Source organism: Salmonella sp. 2018103 (assembly GCF_026247685.1).
Classification (GTDB): Bacteria; Pseudomonadota; Gammaproteobacteria; order Enterobacterales; family Enterobacteriaceae; genus Salmonella; species Salmonella enterica.
The window spans coordinates 398,754-415,803 of the sequence record NZ_CP111029.1 but is presented as its reverse complement, the minus strand read 5'-3'; the positions used below and the strand labels follow the sequence as shown (position 1 = coordinate 415,803).

20 protein-coding genes are annotated in these 17,050 nt (G+C 53.6%); 8 read left to right on the top strand and 12 right to left on the bottom strand.

The window, feature by feature from the left end:
• Positions 1–3: 3 nt before the first annotated feature.
• The gene (gene fkpA, locus OLG56_RS01875) at positions 4–822 is read right to left on the bottom strand and encodes an FKBP-type peptidyl-prolyl cis-trans isomerase (RefSeq protein WP_000838225.1); all 819 of its coding nucleotides are present in this window, start codon (positions 820–822) and stop codon (positions 4–6) included.
• A gap of 219 nt (positions 823–1,041) precedes the next feature.
• Between fkpA and OLG56_RS01870 the strand changes: the two genes are divergently transcribed.
• A complete protein-coding gene (locus OLG56_RS01870) occupies positions 1,042–1,260 on the top strand; it encodes a protein SlyX (protein ID WP_001152701.1) in 219 nt (72 codons plus the stop codon).
• 188 nt (positions 1,261–1,448) lie between these two features.
• Here the strand turns inward: OLG56_RS01870 and slyD are convergent, their stop codons facing one another.
• From slyD to kefG, 4 genes are all read right to left on the bottom strand, one after another.
• Positions 1,449–2,039 carry a peptidylprolyl isomerase gene (gene slyD, locus OLG56_RS01865; protein WP_000861341.1) on the bottom strand — a complete coding sequence of 197 codons (591 nt, stop codon included), beginning with the start codon at positions 2,037–2,039 and terminating at the stop codon, positions 1,449–1,451.
• 94 nt (positions 2,040–2,133) lie between these two features.
• Positions 2,134–2,334: a YheV family putative zinc ribbon protein gene (locus OLG56_RS01860; RefSeq protein ID WP_001007735.1), complete on the bottom strand. Its 201-nt coding sequence runs from the start codon at positions 2,332–2,334 to the stop codon at positions 2,134–2,136.
• A 10-nt stretch (positions 2,335–2,344) separates the two neighbouring features.
• Positions 2,345–4,150, bottom strand: coding sequence for a glutathione-regulated potassium-efflux system protein KefB (gene kefB, locus OLG56_RS01855; protein WP_061377078.1), 1,806 nt, complete (start codon positions 4,148–4,150; stop codon positions 2,345–2,347).
• A complete protein-coding gene (gene kefG / locus OLG56_RS01850; RefSeq protein ID WP_000081820.1) occupies positions 4,150–4,701 on the bottom strand; it encodes a glutathione-regulated potassium-efflux system ancillary protein KefG in 552 nt (183 codons plus the stop codon). Before kefG ends, kefB begins: the two co-directional genes overlap by 1 nt.
• A gap of 265 nt (positions 4,702–4,966) precedes the next feature.
• Between kefG and OLG56_RS01845 the strand changes: the two genes are divergently transcribed.
• On the top strand, positions 4,967–6,874 hold the full coding sequence (locus tag OLG56_RS01845; RefSeq protein WP_061377077.1) for an ABC transporter ATP-binding protein: 1,908 nt from the start codon (positions 4,967–4,969) through the stop codon (positions 6,872–6,874).
• A gap of 15 nt (positions 6,875–6,889) precedes the next feature.
• On the top strand, positions 6,890–7,111 hold the full coding sequence (locus OLG56_RS01840; RefSeq protein WP_001054023.1) for a helix-turn-helix domain-containing protein: 222 nt from the start codon (positions 6,890–6,892) through the stop codon (positions 7,109–7,111).
• 1 nt (position 7,112) lies between these two features.
• Here the strand turns inward: OLG56_RS01840 and OLG56_RS01835 are convergent, their stop codons facing one another.
• Positions 7,113–7,424, bottom strand: a complete 312-nt coding sequence (locus tag OLG56_RS01835) for a monooxygenase (protein WP_000047690.1) — start codon at positions 7,422–7,424, stop codon at positions 7,113–7,115.
• A gap of 197 nt (positions 7,425–7,621) precedes the next feature.
• Here OLG56_RS01835 and OLG56_RS01830 point away from each other — a divergent pair, with 197 nt between their 5' ends.
• Genes OLG56_RS01830 through OLG56_RS01820 form a run of 3 tightly spaced genes read left to right on the top strand, consistent with a single transcriptional unit; the run spans position 7,622 to position 9,825 of the window.
• Positions 7,622–8,689, top strand: coding sequence for a hydrolase (locus tag OLG56_RS01830; protein ID WP_001214117.1), 1,068 nt, complete (start codon positions 7,622–7,624; stop codon positions 8,687–8,689).
• Entirely contained in the window at positions 8,686–8,904 is a 219-nt protein-coding gene (locus OLG56_RS01825) for a YheU family protein (protein ID WP_000586568.1), read from the top strand. Before OLG56_RS01830 ends, OLG56_RS01825 begins: the two co-directional genes overlap by 4 nt.
• 51 nt (positions 8,905–8,955) lie before the next feature.
• Positions 8,956–9,825 (top strand): phosphoribulokinase, encoded by an 870-nt coding sequence (locus tag OLG56_RS01820; RefSeq protein ID WP_001274690.1) that lies wholly within the window; start codon positions 8,956–8,958, stop codon positions 9,823–9,825.
• A gap of 95 nt (positions 9,826–9,920) precedes the next feature.
• Here OLG56_RS01820 and OLG56_RS01815 read toward each other — a convergent pair whose 3' ends face one another.
• Positions 9,921–10,325 (bottom strand): OsmC family protein, encoded by a 405-nt coding sequence (locus OLG56_RS01815; RefSeq protein WP_001148919.1) that lies wholly within the window; start codon positions 10,323–10,325, stop codon positions 9,921–9,923.
• Between the two features lie 307 nt (positions 10,326–10,632).
• Here OLG56_RS01815 and crp point away from each other — a divergent pair, with 307 nt between their 5' ends.
• Complete coding sequence (gene crp / locus OLG56_RS01810) at positions 10,633–11,265, top strand: cAMP-activated global transcriptional regulator CRP (protein WP_000242758.1); 633 nt, start codon at positions 10,633–10,635, stop codon at positions 11,263–11,265.
• Positions 11,266–11,313: 48 nt separating this feature from the next.
• Positions 11,314–13,401, top strand: a complete 2,088-nt coding sequence (locus OLG56_RS01805) for a YccS/YhfK family putative transporter (RefSeq protein WP_000269311.1) — start codon at positions 11,314–11,316, stop codon at positions 13,399–13,401.
• Positions 13,402–13,443: 42 nt separating this feature from the next.
• Here the strand turns inward: OLG56_RS01805 and argD are convergent, their stop codons facing one another.
• The 5 genes from argD to ppiA form a co-directional block, all read right to left on the bottom strand.
• Entirely contained in the window at positions 13,444–14,661 is a 1,218-nt protein-coding gene (gene argD / locus OLG56_RS01800; RefSeq protein ID WP_000190024.1) for a bifunctional acetylornithine/succinyldiaminopimelate transaminase, read from the bottom strand.
• An 85-nt stretch (positions 14,662–14,746) separates the two neighbouring features.
• Positions 14,747–15,310, bottom strand: coding sequence for an aminodeoxychorismate synthase component 2 (gene pabA / locus OLG56_RS01795; protein ID WP_000601879.1), 564 nt, complete (start codon positions 15,308–15,310; stop codon positions 14,747–14,749).
• A 31-nt stretch (positions 15,311–15,341) separates the two neighbouring features.
• Positions 15,342–15,944 carry a putative adenosine monophosphate-protein transferase Fic gene (locus OLG56_RS01790; RefSeq protein ID WP_001280675.1) on the bottom strand — a complete coding sequence of 201 codons (603 nt, stop codon included), beginning with the start codon at positions 15,942–15,944 and terminating at the stop codon, positions 15,342–15,344.
• Complete coding sequence (gene ficA / locus OLG56_RS01785; RefSeq protein ID WP_001519136.1) at positions 15,934–16,101, bottom strand: FicA/YhfG family antitoxin; 168 nt, start codon at positions 16,099–16,101, stop codon at positions 15,934–15,936. The genes OLG56_RS01790 and ficA overlap by 11 nt, the downstream gene beginning before the upstream one ends.
• A 113-nt stretch (positions 16,102–16,214) precedes the next feature.
• Positions 16,215–16,787: a peptidylprolyl isomerase A gene (gene ppiA / locus OLG56_RS01780; protein ID WP_000920478.1), complete on the bottom strand. Its 573-nt coding sequence runs from the start codon at positions 16,785–16,787 to the stop codon at positions 16,215–16,217.
• Between the last annotated feature and the right edge of the window lie 263 nt (positions 16,788–17,050).

Genomic DNA, 17,050 nt, shown 5'->3' with positions numbered 1-17,050 from the left:
TTTTTATTTTTTAGCAGCATCTGCGGCTTTAGCGTCAGCCGCATCGGCAGGTTTAGCATCCGCTTTCGGCGCTGGTTTGATATCCAGCAGCTCTACGTCGAATACCAGGGTGGAGTTCGCCGGGATACCCGGAACGCCCGTTTTACCGTAGGCCAGCGCCGGTGGGATAACCAGCTTGATCTTGCCGCCTTTCTTAATATTTTTCAGGCCTTCAGTCCAGCCAGGGATAACGCCGTCCAGACGGAAGGAGAGCGGTTCGCCGCGCGTGTAAGAGTTATCAAACTCTTTACCGTCGATCAGCGTACCTTTGTAGTTCACCACAACGGTATCGCTATCTTTCGGCGCCTCGCCTGTGCCTTCTTTCTCTACTTTGTAAAGCAGACCGGTAGAGGAGGTTTTCACGCCTTTCTCTTTAGCAAAAGCGTCGCGGAACGTTTTACCTTTTGCTTCGTTATCGGCAGCGTCTTTTTCCATCTTCGCCTGAGCAGCGCTCTTCACGCGTGCTTCAAACGTCTGCAGCGTTTGCTCAATTTCCTGATCGGACAGTTTGCTCTTATCGGCAAAGGCATCCTGAACGCCGGCAATCAACTGATCTTTATCCAGTTTGATGCCCAACTTTTCCTGCTCTTTAAGCGAATTTTCCATGTAACGACCCAGCGAGGCGCCCAGCGCATAAGCCGCTTTTTGATCGTCGTTTTTAAATGCTGCTTTGCTATCAGCGGTAGCTGCCGGTTTCGCCGCATCAGCAGCAAAAGTGATCGGTGCATGCATAGCAACGGCCATCGTAGTTGCCAGCAGCGTGGCTTTAAACAGTGATTTCATCCATATCTCCAGGGCCGGGGCATCTCGCCCCATGTTAACTTACGTAAGAAGCGTACTATAAATCGTTGCAGAACAAATCAACATACGAACACGCCCTATTATCACTTCTTTTCAGACTCTTTTTGTTTAAATTAGTTTCGTAGGGCGCGTAATGGTTGCTGTGAAAGCCGGTAAAGTTAAGTAGAATCCGCCGACGGAGACAACATAAAGAGGTACATCATGCAGGATATCACGATGGAAGCTCGTCTGGCTGAACTGGAAAGCCGTCTGGCGTTCCAGGAGATTACCATAGAAGAACTAAACCTGACGGTAACCGCACATGAAATGGAGATGGCGAAGCTGCGAGATCATCTGCGTTTGCTCACGGAAAAGTTAAAAGCCAGTCAGCCGTCAAATATCGCCTCTCAGGCAGAAGAAACGCCGCCGCCGCATTATTGAGACGAAAAAAAAGCGGGGTTAACCCGCTTTTTTTGTGCCCGATGATTTATCGAACCAATGATAATACCCTAAGGATTTCGAGTCACAGCAAGGCGGCAAGCTTGAAAATTCCCCGGGAGCATAGATAACTATGTGACCGGGGTTTGAAAGCGTAGCCAACACCGCGGTGGCTTGAAAGACGACGGGGATTAGTGGCAACCGCAGCCGCCTTTACCACCGCCACCGCAGCAGCCTTCGCCGCCGTGCTCGTGACCATGGTCATGACCATGACCGCCACAGCAGCCGTCTTCACCGTGATCGTGGTGGTGATCGTGCGCGCCGTGAACATGACCGTGAGCCAGTTCTTCTTCAGTCGCTTCACGAATCGCAACAACTTCGACGTTAAATTTCAGATTCTGGCCCGCCAGCATGTGGTTACCATCAACCACAACGTGATCGTCTTCCACTTCGGTAATCTCTACCGGTACCGGGCCCTGGTCGGTTTCAGCCAGGAAACGCATCCCTACCTGCAGTTCATCAACGCCCATAAAGACGTCTTTAGGCACACGCTGCACCAGATTTTCGTCATACTGGCCGTAAGCGTCGTTCGCGCCAACAGCGACATCAAATTTGTCGCCAACTTCATGGCCTTCCAGCGCGGTTTCCAGACCAGAGATCAGGGAGCCGTGACCGTGCAGGTAATCCAGCGGCGCACTCACCGGAGACTCATCAACCAACACACCGTCTTCTGTACGTACCTGATAGGCCAGGCTGACCACCAGGTCTTTTGCTACTTTCATGATATCTCCTGAGCATGGGAAGAATAGTGGCGCAGATTGTAGCGGAATTCTGCAGCCGTGTACCCCTTAGCTTAAAAAAACCTGCGGCATATCGCTAGTCCGGATGAAAAATCCCGATCACTTGCTCTTCTTTGCGAACATGCTCGCGAACGTCTTTATCCGCTTCCCGCATTTGATGCCCGCACTTAACGCATTCAACAATATCGACATTATTTTCACGCCACATCGCCATTGTATCCTGCGCCTGACAGGCCGGACATTTCGCGCCTGCAATAAAACGTTTACGGATTGCCATTGTTTTACCCCTACTCAAATTCATCCCAGCCATCCAACTGGCGCCGTTCCTGTTGCATTTCGCGCTGAAAAATCTCCTCCAGTTCGCGTCGGGCCTCTCTGGCGCGCGAAATCTGTACCATGTCGCTATGCTCCGGGATCAGCTCCCGCAACATTCGCATATCCAGCCGACGAAAATGCAACTGCGCGCGTTGCGCCTGATGCGGATGCATACCTAACGACACCAGAGTTTTACGTCCCAATTCCAGCGCGCTGGAAAACGTTTCACGGGAAAACTGCGTGACGCCAGCCTGTAATAACTCATGGGCCTCCACACGTCCACGCGCTCGCGCAAGAATATGCAGATGAGGAAAATGCTGCTGACACAGCGCCACCAGCTTCATCGTGTCTTCCGGTTCATTACACGTGATGACTATCGACTCCGCCGCCTCCGCGCCCGCAGAACGCAGCAGCTCGACTTGTGCAGCGTCGCCGTAATACACTTTATAACCATATTTGCGCATCAGATTAACGGCGCCGATATCGCGTTCCAGCACGGTGATACGCATCTTATTCGCCATCAATAAGCGAGCGATCACCTGACCAAAACGGCCAAAGCCGACGACAATCACCTGGGGCTTATCATCTTCAACCCACGGCTTTTCATCATTCTCTTCCGGGCCATTAAGACGGCGCGATAACCACTTATCAATCCCTTTCATCAGTAGCGGCGTGGTCATCATTGATAACGTGACAGTCACCAATAATAACGCCATCTGATCGCCCTGAAACAGGCGCTGAGAAGAGGCGGTAGAAAAGAGCACAAAAGCGAACTCGCCCCCCTGACTCAGCACGCTGGCAAACTGCATCCGTTCAGAACTTCTTATTCCATATAGCCGCGCCAGCAGATACAGCGTCAGCATTTTTATGGCGACCAGAATAACAACGCTCGCCGCCACCCACAGTAAATGGGTATAAAGTACGCCGAGATTTAGCGACATACCGACGGAGATAAAGAACAGCCCAAGCAGTAAACCTTTAAAGGGATCGATAGCGTTTTCCAGCTCATGCCGGTATTCGCTCTCTGCCAGTAAAACGCCGGCAATGAAGGTTCCCAGGGCCATCGACAGTCCCAGCGCATCCATAAATAAGGCGGCGCTCAACACCAGCAACAGCGTCGCGGCAGTGAAGACCTCCCGCACGCCGGACGCAGCAATAAAACGAAATACCGGGCGCAGCAGGTAACGACCGCCAATCAGCATTACCACGAAAGCCAGTACCTTCATTGCCACTTTAAACCAGTCGAAATGCTCGTCGGCCGATCCCGCCAACAAAGGCACCAACGCCAGCGCGGGGATCACCGCTAAATCCTGAAACAGTAAGACGGAAAACCCTAACTGCCCGGACTCGCTACGGTTCATGCCTTTCTCGCGCATCAGTTGTAGCGCCATCGCCGTCGAAGACATCGCCAGGCCAATCCCGCCGACGACCGCCGCCTGCCATAAGAAATCAGCAAGCATCAATAATCCCGCCAGCACCGCCGCGCTTAACAGCACCTGAGCAGCGCCGACGCCGAAGATAGAGCGCCGCAGTTGCCAAAGCCGGGACGGATTGAGTTCGAGACCAATGATAAACATCAGAAACACGACGCCCAGTTCGGAAAAGTGCAGGATCTCGTCAACGTCGCTGATAAATCCCAGCCCCCACGGACCGATGGCGATTCCCGCCAGCAAATACCCTAGCACCGCGCCGATGCCCAGCCTCGCGGCTAACGGCACCGCCGCCACCGCCGCGAAGAGGAACAACACTCCCGCGGTCAATAAATCAGCACCTTCCATCAATAGCCTCCCGCGCTCACAGGATTCGCCAGCCACTCGCCATAGGCTTTCGCATGACTGGCCAGCGTCTGCGGCGACTGGCGCCGCGCCCAGTACACAATAATGGGCGGCATCCAGTGCATCCGGCACATGGCCGCGGTCAGTTCAAAGGGGCGCAGTACATCGCTCATTGGATAGCGGTTTAGCGCGTCATACCGGTAAGCGCTCTCCGGCTCGCCAGTCGTAATCACGCTACGCCAGTACTTTCCCACCAGTTGGTTTCCCCCTGGTCCGCTGGCGAACCCCCGACTCAAAACGCGATCAAGCCATTCTTTCAGTAAAGCCGGACAGCTATAGGTGTAAAGGGGATGCTGAAAAACAATGACGTCGTGCTCACGTAACAGGGCTTGTTCATAGGGCGTGTCGATAAAAAAATCAGGATAGCGCGCATAAAGATCGTGCACGGTTACGTTATTGTGCTGTATGGCCGGTTTAAGCAGTACCCGGTTAGCAACCGAGTCCTGAGATTCCGGATGGGCATACAACAGCAAGACTTTCGCTGGCTGAGACATCAATCCCCCTCCCGGTTGTTTTGGGTCGATACATGCCATTCTTCAGGCCGCTTCTACGTTGACAGTGTTTGTTCAACTCAGGAACGTACTCTATGTCCGCCGCTGGAGATTAATGAGAGATATTCTTGTCCCTCACCAAAGGCGGCCTGAATGATTTTGTGTATCGTTGTTGTTTTGAGCTACCATTGCGCTCCAGCGCGGCGGTACGCCCGAATATTACATTATCATAATGATAAATTAACATAGTCTGAACATACGGCGCCTTATGATTGTTTTCTCCTCGTTACAAATTCGTCGCGGCGTGCGCGTCCTACTGGACAATGCCTCGGCTACCATTAATCCAGGCCAGAAAGTCGGCCTGGTGGGTAAAAACGGCTGCGGTAAATCTACCCTGCTGGCATTGCTAAAAAATGAAATCAGCGCCGATGCCGGGGGTTTTACCCTGCCCGGAACCTGGCAATTAGCGTGGGTGAATCAGGAAACACCTGCGTTGCCTCAGCCAGCGATTGAGTATGTCATTGATGGCGACCGTGAATACCGGCAGCTGGAGGCGCAGCTTAACGACGCCAACGAACGTAACGACGGACATGCTATCGCCTCCATACACGGCAAGCTGGACGCCATCGATGCATGGACCGTTCGCTCGCGCGCCGCCAGCCTGCTACACGGCCTCGGCTTCTCTAACGATCAGCTGGAACGTCCGGTCAGCGACTTTTCCGGCGGCTGGCGGATGCGCCTTAACCTGGCCCAGGCGTTGATTTGCCGTTCCGATTTACTGCTGCTCGACGAACCGACCAACCACCTCGATCTGGATGCCGTTATCTGGCTGGAAAAATGGCTGAAGAGCTATCCGGGCACCCTGATTCTGATTTCCCACGATCGCGATTTTCTTGACCCGATAGTGGATAAAATTATCCATATCGAACAGCAGACTCTGTTCGAGTACACCGGCAACTACAGCGCGTTTGAAGTTCAGCGCGCCACGCGCCTGGCGCAGCAGCAGGCGATGTATGAGAGTCAGCAGGAGCGTGTGGCGCATCTGCAAAGCTACATCGACCGTTTCCGCGCTAAAGCGACCAAGGCCAAGCAGGCGCAAAGCCGTATCAAGATGCTGGAGCGTATGGAGCTGATTGCGCCGGCTCATGTCGACAACCCGTTCCATTTCAGCTTCCGCGCGCCGGAAAGCCTGCCGAACCCGCTGCTGAAGATGGAAAAAGTCAGCGCAGGTTATGGCGATCGCATCATTCTGGAATCCATCAAGCTGAACCTGGTGCCCGGCTCGCGTATCGGCCTGCTGGGCCGCAACGGCGCGGGGAAATCGACGCTGATCAAGCTGCTGGCGGGCGAACTGGAACCGTTGCACGGTGAAATTGGCCTCGCCAAAGGCATTAAGCTCGGCTACTTCGCCCAGCACCAACTGGAGTTCCTGCGCGCCGATGAATCCCCGTTGCAGCATATGGCGCGTCTGGCGCCGCAGGAACTGGAGCAGAAGCTGCGCGACTATCTCGGCGGCTTCGGCTTCCAGGGCGACAAAGTAACGGAAGAGACGCAACGTTTCTCCGGCGGCGAGAAAGCGCGCCTGGTGCTGGCGCTGATCGTCTGGCAGCGTCCAAATCTGCTGCTGCTCGATGAACCGACCAACCACCTGGATCTCGACATGCGTCAGGCGCTCACCGAAGCGCTGATTGATTTCGAAGGCGCATTGGTCGTCGTGTCGCACGACCGCCACCTGATTCGCTCCACCACTGACGACCTCTATCTGGTTCACGACAAAAAGGTCGAACCGTTCGACGGCGACCTGGAAGATTATCAGCAGTGGTTGAGCGATGTGCAGAAGCAGGAAAACCAGGCCGACGACGCGCCGAAGGAAAACAACGCCAACAGCGCCCAGTCACGCAAAGATCAGAAGCGTCGCGAAGCCGAGCTACGCACTCTGACGCAGCCGCTGCGTAAAGAGATTACCCGTCTGGAAAAAGAGATGGAAAAGCTCAACGCCCAGTTAGCGCAGGCGGAAGAGAAGCTCGGCGACAGCAGCCTGTATGACCCCAGCCGTAAAGCGGAGATGACCGAGTGTCTGCAACAGCAGGCCAGCGCCAAATCCGGGCTGGAAGAATGTGAAATGGCATGGCTTGAGGCGCAGGAGCAGCTTGAGCAAATGATGCAGAACGACTAACGCGCGGGGCGGACGATGAACCTGTCAATCACCGATGACATTACCTTCCGCAAGCTCACCATCTTCATGATGTTTGTGGAGAAGGGTAACATCGCCCGCACCGCCGAGGCGCTGCACACGCTGGAAGAGAACGTTCGTTGTCCGCTGTTCGTCCATAAAGGCCTCTTCGGTACTCGCCCCGGTATAAAGATTACCGTTGCGGTCGGCAGCACCGGAACAGAAGCCTGCGTTATGTGATTTAGCGGCAAAGGTTGCCGTGATTTATTTTCGTCAGCGCGTCGTTCACGCCAAATAATGTAAACGTCACCTCATCAACGCCAAGATTTTTCAGACGCGCAGTGTGTTTTTTAATATAAGCCTGCGCCGTTTCTTCGGATTCAAACAAGTAAATGCCGCCAGCTTGCTGGTTTTTCTCGCTTTCTGTCCAGATTTTCCAGATGAAGCCCGGCTCCTCATTGATAGACTCCGCCAGCCCGACCAGTTGCTGAGTCATCTCCTCGCCAAAAGGGCCGCTAAAGTTAAAATGGATCTGTAAAAGTGTCTTCGACATACCTTCTCCTTGAGTCACATAACTATCGTGTTGCCACACTACCACGATTAATTCGGCTGATGCAGAGGTTCACGCGATTTCTGTGGGGTATTGCGCGCGCCTTGCATACCGCCCCCTCTGGTGAAATGAGGCGCAATTTTATTTCGCCAGACGACCAATTGAACGTAAAATCACATATTGACTAATCTGTGAACCTTATGCGCGGTATAGTATTGTTTCCAATTATCAATTGTTCTGGTGCTATGGTTGAGATCACGTCCACAGAAATGACCCCGCCTGTCAATGACTCGCATGAATTTATTCCCATGCGTGGCATTCGTAATCGCCATTTACAAACTATGCTGCCGCGCTTAATCCGCCGCAAAGTGAAGTTCAACGCCCACTGGCAGCGGCTGGAGCTACCGGACGGCGATTTTGTCGATCTGGCATGGAGCGAAGAACCGCAACAGGCAAAGCATAAACCGCGGCTGGTGGTCTTTCACGGTCTGGAAGGCAGCCTGAACAGCCCCTATGCCCACGGGCTGATTGAGGCGGCGCAAAAGCGCGGCTGGCTGGGCGTGGTGATGCACTTTCGCGGCTGTAGCGGCGAACCCAACCGTCTGAATCGTATTTACCACTCCGGTGAAACGGAGGACGGAGCCTGGTTTTTACGCTGGCTACAGCGGGAGCTCGGCGCCGTTCCGACAGCCGCCGTGGGCTATTCGCTCGGCGGTAATATGCTGGCGTGCCTGCTGGCGAAAGAAGGCCGCGATATTCCCATCGAGGCGGCGGTGATTGTTTCTGCGCCCTTTGTTCTCGAAGCCTGTAGCTACCACATGGACAAAGGGTTTTCCCGCGTCTATCAGCGTTATTTGCTTAATCTGTTAAAAGCGAATGCGTCACGCAAGCTGGCGGCGTATCCCGGGTCGCTGCCGGTGAATCTGGCGCAACTGAAATCAATGCGCCGTATTCGTGAGTTTGACGACCTGATCACCGCGAAAATTCACGGCTTTGCCGACGCCATCGACTACTATCGTCAGTGTAGCGCCATGCCGTTGCTTAACCAGATTGCTAAACCGACACTGATTATTCACGCTAAAGACGATCCGTTTATGGATCATCATGTGATCCCTAAAGCGGAAGATCTGCCCCCGCAGGTGGAGTATCAGCTAACTGAGCATGGCGGACACGTAGGATTTATCGGCGGTACGCCGCTGCGCCCTGAAATGTGGCTGGAACGCCGAATTCCTGACTGGCTGACAACGTACCTGGAGGCGTCATCATGATCATTCCCTGGCAGGGGCTCGCCCCCGACACGCTGGACAACCTGATCGAAAGCTTTGTGTTGCGCGAAGGCACCGATTATGGTGAACATGAACGTTCGCTTGAACAAAAAGTCGCTGACGTAAAACGCCAACTGCAATCCGGCGAGGCCGTGCTGGTATGGTCTGAATTACATGAAACGGTCAATATTATGCCGAAAAAGCAGTTTCGCGAATAAAACGCCTTTGCCGACAATACATTATTACTAAAGCTCAATCATGGAGTTGCCATGTCAGCCAAACATCCGGTGATAGCAGTAACAGGGTCAAGCGGCGCGGGGACCACCACCACCAGCCTCGCGTTTCGTAAAATTTTCGCGCAGTTAAATCTGCACGCCGCCGAGGTGGAAGGCGACAGTTTTCATCGTTACACCCGCCCGGAAATGGACATGGCGATCCGCAAAGCGCGTGACGCCGGGCGGCATATCAGCTATTTCGGGCCTGAAGCCAATGACTTCAGCCTACTGGAACATACTTTTATTGAGTACGGGCAGACGGGTAAAGGCCAGTCGCGTAAATATCTGCATACCTATGATGAAGCCGTACCGTGGAATCAGGTTCCCGGCACGTTTACCCCCTGGCAGCCGCTTCCCGAACCGACCGATGTGCTGTTTTATGAAGGACTGCACGGCGGCGTCGTCACCCCGCAACATGATGTCGCGCGTCATGTTGATCTGTTGGTTGGCGTGGTGCCTATCGTCAACCTCGAGTGGATTCAGAAACTAATCCGCGACACCAGCGAGCGCGGACACTCCCGTGAAGCGGTGATGGATTCCGTGGTGCGTTCCATGGACGACTACATCAATTACATTACGCCGCAGTTCTCGCGTACCCATATTAACTTCCAGCGCGTGCCGACCGTCGATACATCCAATCCGTTCGCCGCAAAGGGTATTCCCTCGCTGGATGAGAGTTTTGTGGTGATCCATTTTCGCAACCTGGAAGGGATCGATTTTCCCTGGCTCCTGGCGATGCTCCAGGGCTCGTTTATTTCTCACATTAATACATTAGTGGTGCCGGGCGGCAAAATGGGGCTGGCGATGGAGCTGATTATGTTGCCGCTGGTGCAGCGACTAATGGAAGGCAAAAAAATCGAATAACCGCGGTGAAATGCCCGATGGCGCTACGCTTATCGGGCCTACGAGATAAAAACGGGTAGGCCCGATAAGGCCACGCCGCCATCCGGCATCACGTGTTACGCCGCAATCACTTCATACGAATGGGTAATATTGACCGCTTTTTCCAGCATTAGCGCCACCGAGCAATATTTTTCCGCGGAGAGATCGACAGCGCGTGCGACGGCAGCCTCTTTCAGATCGCTGCCGGTAACGATAAAATGCAGATTAATGTGCGTAAACAGGCGCGGCGCGTCTTCCCGGCGCTCGGATGTCAGCTTCACTTCGCAGTTGGTGACATTCTGACGGCCCTTTTGCAGGATTGATACCACATCAATAGCGCTACATCCGCCAGCCGCCATTAATACCATCTCCATCGGACTCGGCGCTTTGTCACCGGAGTTGCCATCCATTAAAATCTGGTGGCCGGAGGAGGACTCTCCGAGGAACGTGAGTCCTTCAACCCACTTTACACGCGCTTGCATATTTCGTAACTCCAATGTTTCAATTTTCCTGAAAGATTACGCGCATACAACAAAACTGGCAATGGAAGGCGACCTGGGTCATGCTGAAGCGAGACACCAGGAGACACACGGCGAAAGCTATGCTAAAACAGACAAGATGCTACAGTAATACATTGACGTACTGCATGTATGCAGAGGACATCACATTACAGGCTACAATCTATTTTCGTAGCCCCCTTCCCAGGTAGCGGGAAGTATATTTTTGCAACCCCAGAGACAGTGCCGTTTTCTGGCTCTGGAGACAGCTTATAACAGAGGATAACCGCGCATGGTGCTTGGCAAACCGCAAACAGACCCGACTCTTGAATGGTTCTTGTCTCATTGCCACATTCATAAGTACCCGTCAAAGAGCACGCTGATTCACCAGGGTGAAAAAGCAGAAACGCTGTACTACATCGTTAAAGGCTCCGTGGCAGTGCTGATCAAAGATGAAGAAGGGAAAGAAATGATCCTTTCTTATCTGAATCAGGGTGATTTTATTGGTGAACTGGGCCTGTTTGAAGAAGGTCAGGAACGCAGCGCCTGGGTACGTGCGAAAACCGCATGTGAGGTCGCTGAAATTTCCTACAAAAAATTTCGCCAATTAATCCAGGTCAACCCGGATATTCTGATGCGTCTCTCTTCCCAGATGGCTCGTCGCTTACAAGTCACCTCTGAAAAAGTAGGTAACCTCGCCTTCCTTGACGTCACCGGGCGTATCGCTCAGACGCTGCTGAATCTGGCGAAACAGCCCGATGCCATGACGCACCCGGATGGGATGCAGATCAAAATCACCCGTCAGGAAATTGGCCAAATCGTCGGCTGCTCCCGCGAAACCGTTGGTCGTATTTTGAAAATGCTGGAAGATCAAAACCTGATCTCCGCGCATGGCAAGACCATCGTCGTCTACGGCACCCGTTAATTCCGTCAGAATGGCGCGTTTTATCATGCGCCATTTTTGTTTGCATCGATGTGGCGAAGACTGATTTATCACCCAGAGATTAATTACGCACTACGGCAAACGCTGGTGCTGTGCCTGCCTGTGGCTGTTGGTTTATTGATAGGCCAGCTACACCTGGGCTTGCTTTTCTCTCTCGTTCCCGCCTGCTGCAACATTGCAGGTCTGGATACCCCGCACAAACGCTTTTTTAAACGCCTGATCATCGGCGCGTCGCTGTTCGCCGGATGCAGTCTGGTAACGCAACTTCTGCTGGCGGAATCCATCCCCCTGCCGTTGATCCTGACCGGGCTCACGCTGGTGCTTGGCGTGACGGCGGAAATTAGCCCGCTTCACGCGCGGCTACTGCCAGCGTCGCTGATTGCCGCCATCTTTACCCTGAGTCTTGCGGGATACATGCCCGTCTGGGAGCCGCTGCTCATTTATGCGCTGGGCACGCTATGGTACGGCGTGTTTAACTGGTTTTGGTTCTGGCTATGGCGCGAACAGCCGCTGCGCGAGTCATTGAGTTTGTTATACCGTGAACTGGCCGATTATTGTGAAGCGAAATACAGCCTGCTCACCCAACATATCGATCCGGAAAAAGCGCTGCCTCCCCTGCTGATACGCCAGCAAAAAGCGGTCGATCTCATTACCCAGTGTTACCAACAGATGCATATGCTTTCGGCGCACAACAATAATGATTACAAGCGTCTACTGCGGGCTTTTCAGGAAGCGATGGATTTGCAGGAGCACATCTCCGTCAGCTTGCATCAGCCGGAAGAGGTACAGAAACTGGTAGAACGCAGCCATGCGGAAGAGGTGATTCGCTGGAATGCGCAAACGGTCGCCGCCCGCCTGCGCGTGCTGGCGGATGACATTCTTTATCATCGTCTGCCGACGCGCTTCTCCATGGAAAAACAGATTGGCGCTCTGGAGAAGATCGCCAATCAGCATCCTGAAAATCCGGTAGGCCAGTTCTGCTATTGGCACTTCAGTCGAATCGCCCGTGTGCTGCGTACTCAGCGACCGCTGTACGCCCGCGACCTGATGGCCGATAAACAGCGTCGTTTGCCGCTACTTCCGGCGCTGAAAAATTATATGTCTCTTAAATCACCGGCGCTACGCAACGCCGGACGCATCAGCGTGATGATGAGCATCGCCAGTCTGATGGGCAGCGCGTTGCACCTGCCTAAACCGTACTGGATACTCATGACAGTGCTGTTTGTCACCCAAAACGGCTATGGCGCGACGCGCGTACGTATTCTGCACCGTTCGGTCGGAACGCTGGTCGGCCTGGTGATTGCCGGCGTCACGCTGCACTTACATATTCCCGAAAGCATTACGCTGGCGGTCATGCTGGTACTAACGCTGGCAAGTTATCTGATTATTCGTAAAAACTACGGCTGGGCGACGGTCGGCTTTACGGTGACGGCGGTATACACCATCCAGTTACTGACGTTAAACGGAGAGCAGTTTATTGTGCCGAGGCTGATCGATACGCTGATTGGCTGTTTAATTGCCTTTGGCGGCATGGTCTGGCTGTGGCCGCAATGGCAAAGCGGGCTATTACGTAAAAACGCCCATGATGCGCTGGAAGCCGATCAAGAAGCTATCCGACTGATCCTCAGTAACGATCCGCAAGCCACCCCGCTCGCTTATCAAAGAATGCGGGTCAACCAGGCGCATAACACGTTATTCAACTCGTTAAATCAGGCAATGCAGGAACCCGGGTTCAATACCCACTATCTGTCGGATATGAAACTGTGGGTCACGCACAGCCAGTTTATTGTCGAGCATATCAACGCCATGACGACGCTGGCGCGGGAACACACCATGCTGACGCCGGATCTGGCGCAGCGCTATCTGGAATCTTGCGAGATTGCAATTCAGCGCTGCCAGCAGCGCCTGGAGTACGACAGGCCAGGCGGCTCCGGCGATGTCAATATTCTGGAGTCGCCGGACATGCCGTCACATGGCTTATTGAGCACTCTGGAACAACATTTACAGCGCATCATTGGCCATCTGAACACCATGCACACCATTTCGTCGATGGCCTGGCGTCAGCGTCCGCATCACGGTATCTGGCTGAGTAAGCGGCTACGGGATACAAAAGGTTAAGTCCGACTGCCGGATGCGCTACGCTTATCCGGCAATCCGCTATCAGGCCACCACCTTCCCTACCGCCTGCGCAAAGCGCTGCATTCCTTCATTGATATCCGCCTCTTCCACCACCAGCGACGGGGCAAAACGCATCACGTCGGCTCCGGCATTGAGCACCATCACGCCGGCCTCCGCGCCTGCGTACAGAAAATCGCGCGCCCGGCCTTTGTACTTCGGCTTCAGTTCCGCGCCAATCAGCAGCCCCATGCCGCGAATATCGCTGAAAATGTCAAATTGCTCGTCAATCGCCTGCAAATGTTGCACAAACTGTTGCCGCTTAGTGTGAATGCCTTGTAGTACCTCTGGCGTATTAATAATATCGAATGCCGCGCCAGCCACCGCACAGGCCAGCGGATTGCCGCCATAGGTTGAACCATGCGAACCGACATGGAAGGCCGAGGCGATCTCCTGCGTGGTCAGCATGGCGCTCACCGGAAAACCGCCGCCTAACGCTTTGGCGCTGGTGAGGATATCCGGCGTGACGCCGTAGTGCATATAAGCAAACAGGTCTCCGGTGCGCCCCATCCCGCACTGCACTTCATCAAACACCAGCAACGCCTGATGCTCGTCACACAGGTCGCGTAACCCTTTGAGGAATTCCGGTGTAGCCGCCTGCACGCCGCCTTCACCCTGAATCGGCTCGACCACCACCGCGCAGGTGTGGTCATCCATTACCGCTTTCACCGCATGAAGATCGTTGAAGGGAACGTGAATAATATCGGCGGGTTTCGGCCCAAAGCCGTCGGAATATTTCGGCTGCCCGCCTACAGAGACGGTAAACAAGGAACGGCCATGAAAGGCGTTATGGAAGGCAATGATTTTCGTTTTGAACGGGCTATGGCGCACGCAGGCATAATGACGCGCCAGTTTAAAAGCGGTTTCGTTCGCTTCGGTGCCGGAATTCATAAACAGCACGCGCTCGGCAAACGTGGCGTCGATCAGTTTACGTCCCAGACGCAACGCCGGTTCATTGGTAAAAACGTTACTGGTATGCCACAAGGTTTCCCCCTGGGATTTCAGCGCCTCGACCAGTGCCGGATGGCAATGGCCCAGCGCAGTCACTGCAATCCCGCCGGCGAAATCGATATACTCTTTGCCCTGCTGATCCCATACGCGGCTGCCTTTACCTTTGACCGGAATAAAGTCCGCCGGTGCATAAACAGGCAGAATCACCTCATCAAAAGTTGCGCGCGTAATAGCCGTTTGTTCAGTTGCCATATCATTACCACCCGGTTAAGTAGAAATGCCAGTGAAATTATAATCACAAAATATGAATAAAAAATCACTCAATAGCAACCACAAATCAACGCCGGAGGAAATTTTCCAGCAGAGCGTGTCCTTGTTCGCTGAGAATACTTTCCGGGTGGAACTGCACGCCTTCCAGATCCCACTCGCGGTGGCGAATGCCCATAATCTCCTGCGTTTCACTCCAGGCGGTGATCTCAAAACACTCTGGCAACGTGGCAGGGTCGACAATCAGCGAGTGGTAACGTGTCACGGTTAACGGGCTGGGCAATCCCCGAAACACGCCCTGTCCATTATGCGTAACAGGTGACGTTTTACCGTGCATCACTTTCGCTGCCCGCACCACCGACGCGCCAAAGGCCTGCGCCATCGCCTGATGACCCAGGCAAACGCCCAGCATCGGAATACGTCCGGCATAATGGCGGATAACCGCCAGTGAAATGCCAGCGTCATTTGGCGTACAGGGGCCAGGAGAGATAACGATTTTTTGCGGGTTCAAAGCGTCAATGTGCGCCAGCGTCAGCGCATCATTGCGCCGGACCTGCACTTCCGCGCCCAGTTCACAAAAATACTGGTAGAGGTTCCAGGTAAAGGAATCATAGTTATCGATAAGCAGGATCATGGCGGCTCCGGGTCAGTAGAACCGCACTATTTTACTCAGTTTCGCGAGCTTCGCTTATCGCTTTCTGAAAAATCGCCTGCAAAGCGGAGAGATCGCCCATCGCGCCGCTCTGGTTCGCCTGCTTCCATGTTTCAACCGCAATACCTTGCCAACTCAGCGCGTAGCCTGCATGTAGCGCCAGCTGTTCAAAGAAGATGCGCTGCGCCAGCCCGCTCCCCAAACGAAACGGATGAAGCACGTTAATTTCACAGTAGTAATGCGCCAGCCGCTCGACAAACTTCTCGTGCGCCAGACCGACCAGATAGCCCTCTTCTTCCAGATCCTGCATCAGAGCGTTGCCCTCTTTTTCGATATAGGCAAAGTGGCAAAAACGGGTATCGCCCTGGTAAATATCGACCTCCCGCAATTGCCCTGCCCAGTCGAAAATATCCTGATAGAGCTGGCGATGAATCGCGCACAGATGAGGCAAGCCGCGTACCAGCGGCCCCAGTTCAATCGTGGCGGCGCGGAGCGCGGTCATTTCATATGCCGCTTGCGCCAGTCGCTGGGCCTGATGAATCCCCAGCCGATTACGCATCACATTCAGCCCCGGATAGAGGTACGGATCGCGCCCTTCGCCAAATTTATCGCTCATAGTGCCTCCGAAGCTCGTCAAGACGTGCCAGCGCTTCATCGGCGGTCAGGGTTACTAAGGGGATCTCAATACCTTCGAGACGGCGGCTTTGCTGGAAGTTAACGTTGCGCCGCTGTTCCCAAAAGCGTGACTTTTGTTTATCGGTAAGTTTCTTCACCTGGCCTCCCTGAATATGTCTGTGCTTGACCACAAGTATAAGCAGCAATTTCAGGTTACGCTGAGACAGGGAGAAAACGCGGGCGGCTCGCACCCGCGCAGTCATATTTTATTTTATGGCAGGACTTTCGCGGAAAGGATAACGACTGGTTTTGTCGGCACATTCTGATAAGGCCCGACATCGTGCGTCGGTACCTGTGAGATTTTATCGGCGACATCCATACCTTTTACCACTTTACCAAATACCGCATAGCCAAAGTCGCGCTGGCCGTGGTCGAGAAAAGCGTTATCCGCGACGTTAATAAAGAACTGGCTGGTGGCGCTGTCTTTATCTGCGGTGCGCGCCATCGCGATCGTGCCGCGAGTATTACGCAGACCGTTGTCGGCTTCATTCTTAATCGGCGGATTCGGTTTCTTCTGCTGCATCTGCTCGTTAAAACCACCGCCCTGAATCATAAAGCCAGGAATAACGCGGTGAAACGTAGTGTTGTTATAGAAACCACTGTTGACGTAATCGACAAAGTTTTTCACAGAAACCGGCGCTTTCTGGCTGTTCAGCTCCAGCTCAATATTCCCGGCGGAGGTGGTTAACAGCACATGAGGATCGCCTTTTGCTGCCAACGCTGCGGGAGAAAGAGCAGAAAGAGCGAAAACAGCTGCGACAGCCGCCAGAGTCGATTTGAGCATGAGATTTCCTTAAAGAGAGCAGAAATAAAGCAAGTGGAATGATTTTAAAGAGCCTTCCTGGGCCAGGCCAGCCCTTTACCTAATTTTACGTATATGAAACAAATGTAACGTTACGACGCAACGCCGTATTCGTGCAATATGATGTGACAAACATCACATTAAAAAATGTAATGAACATTACTATCACTAATAATTATTTAAATGCATCACAAAAGCGCCTAAAATCTGCCCGCTTAACGCGCCCTCCACGCGCTTCACTTCTC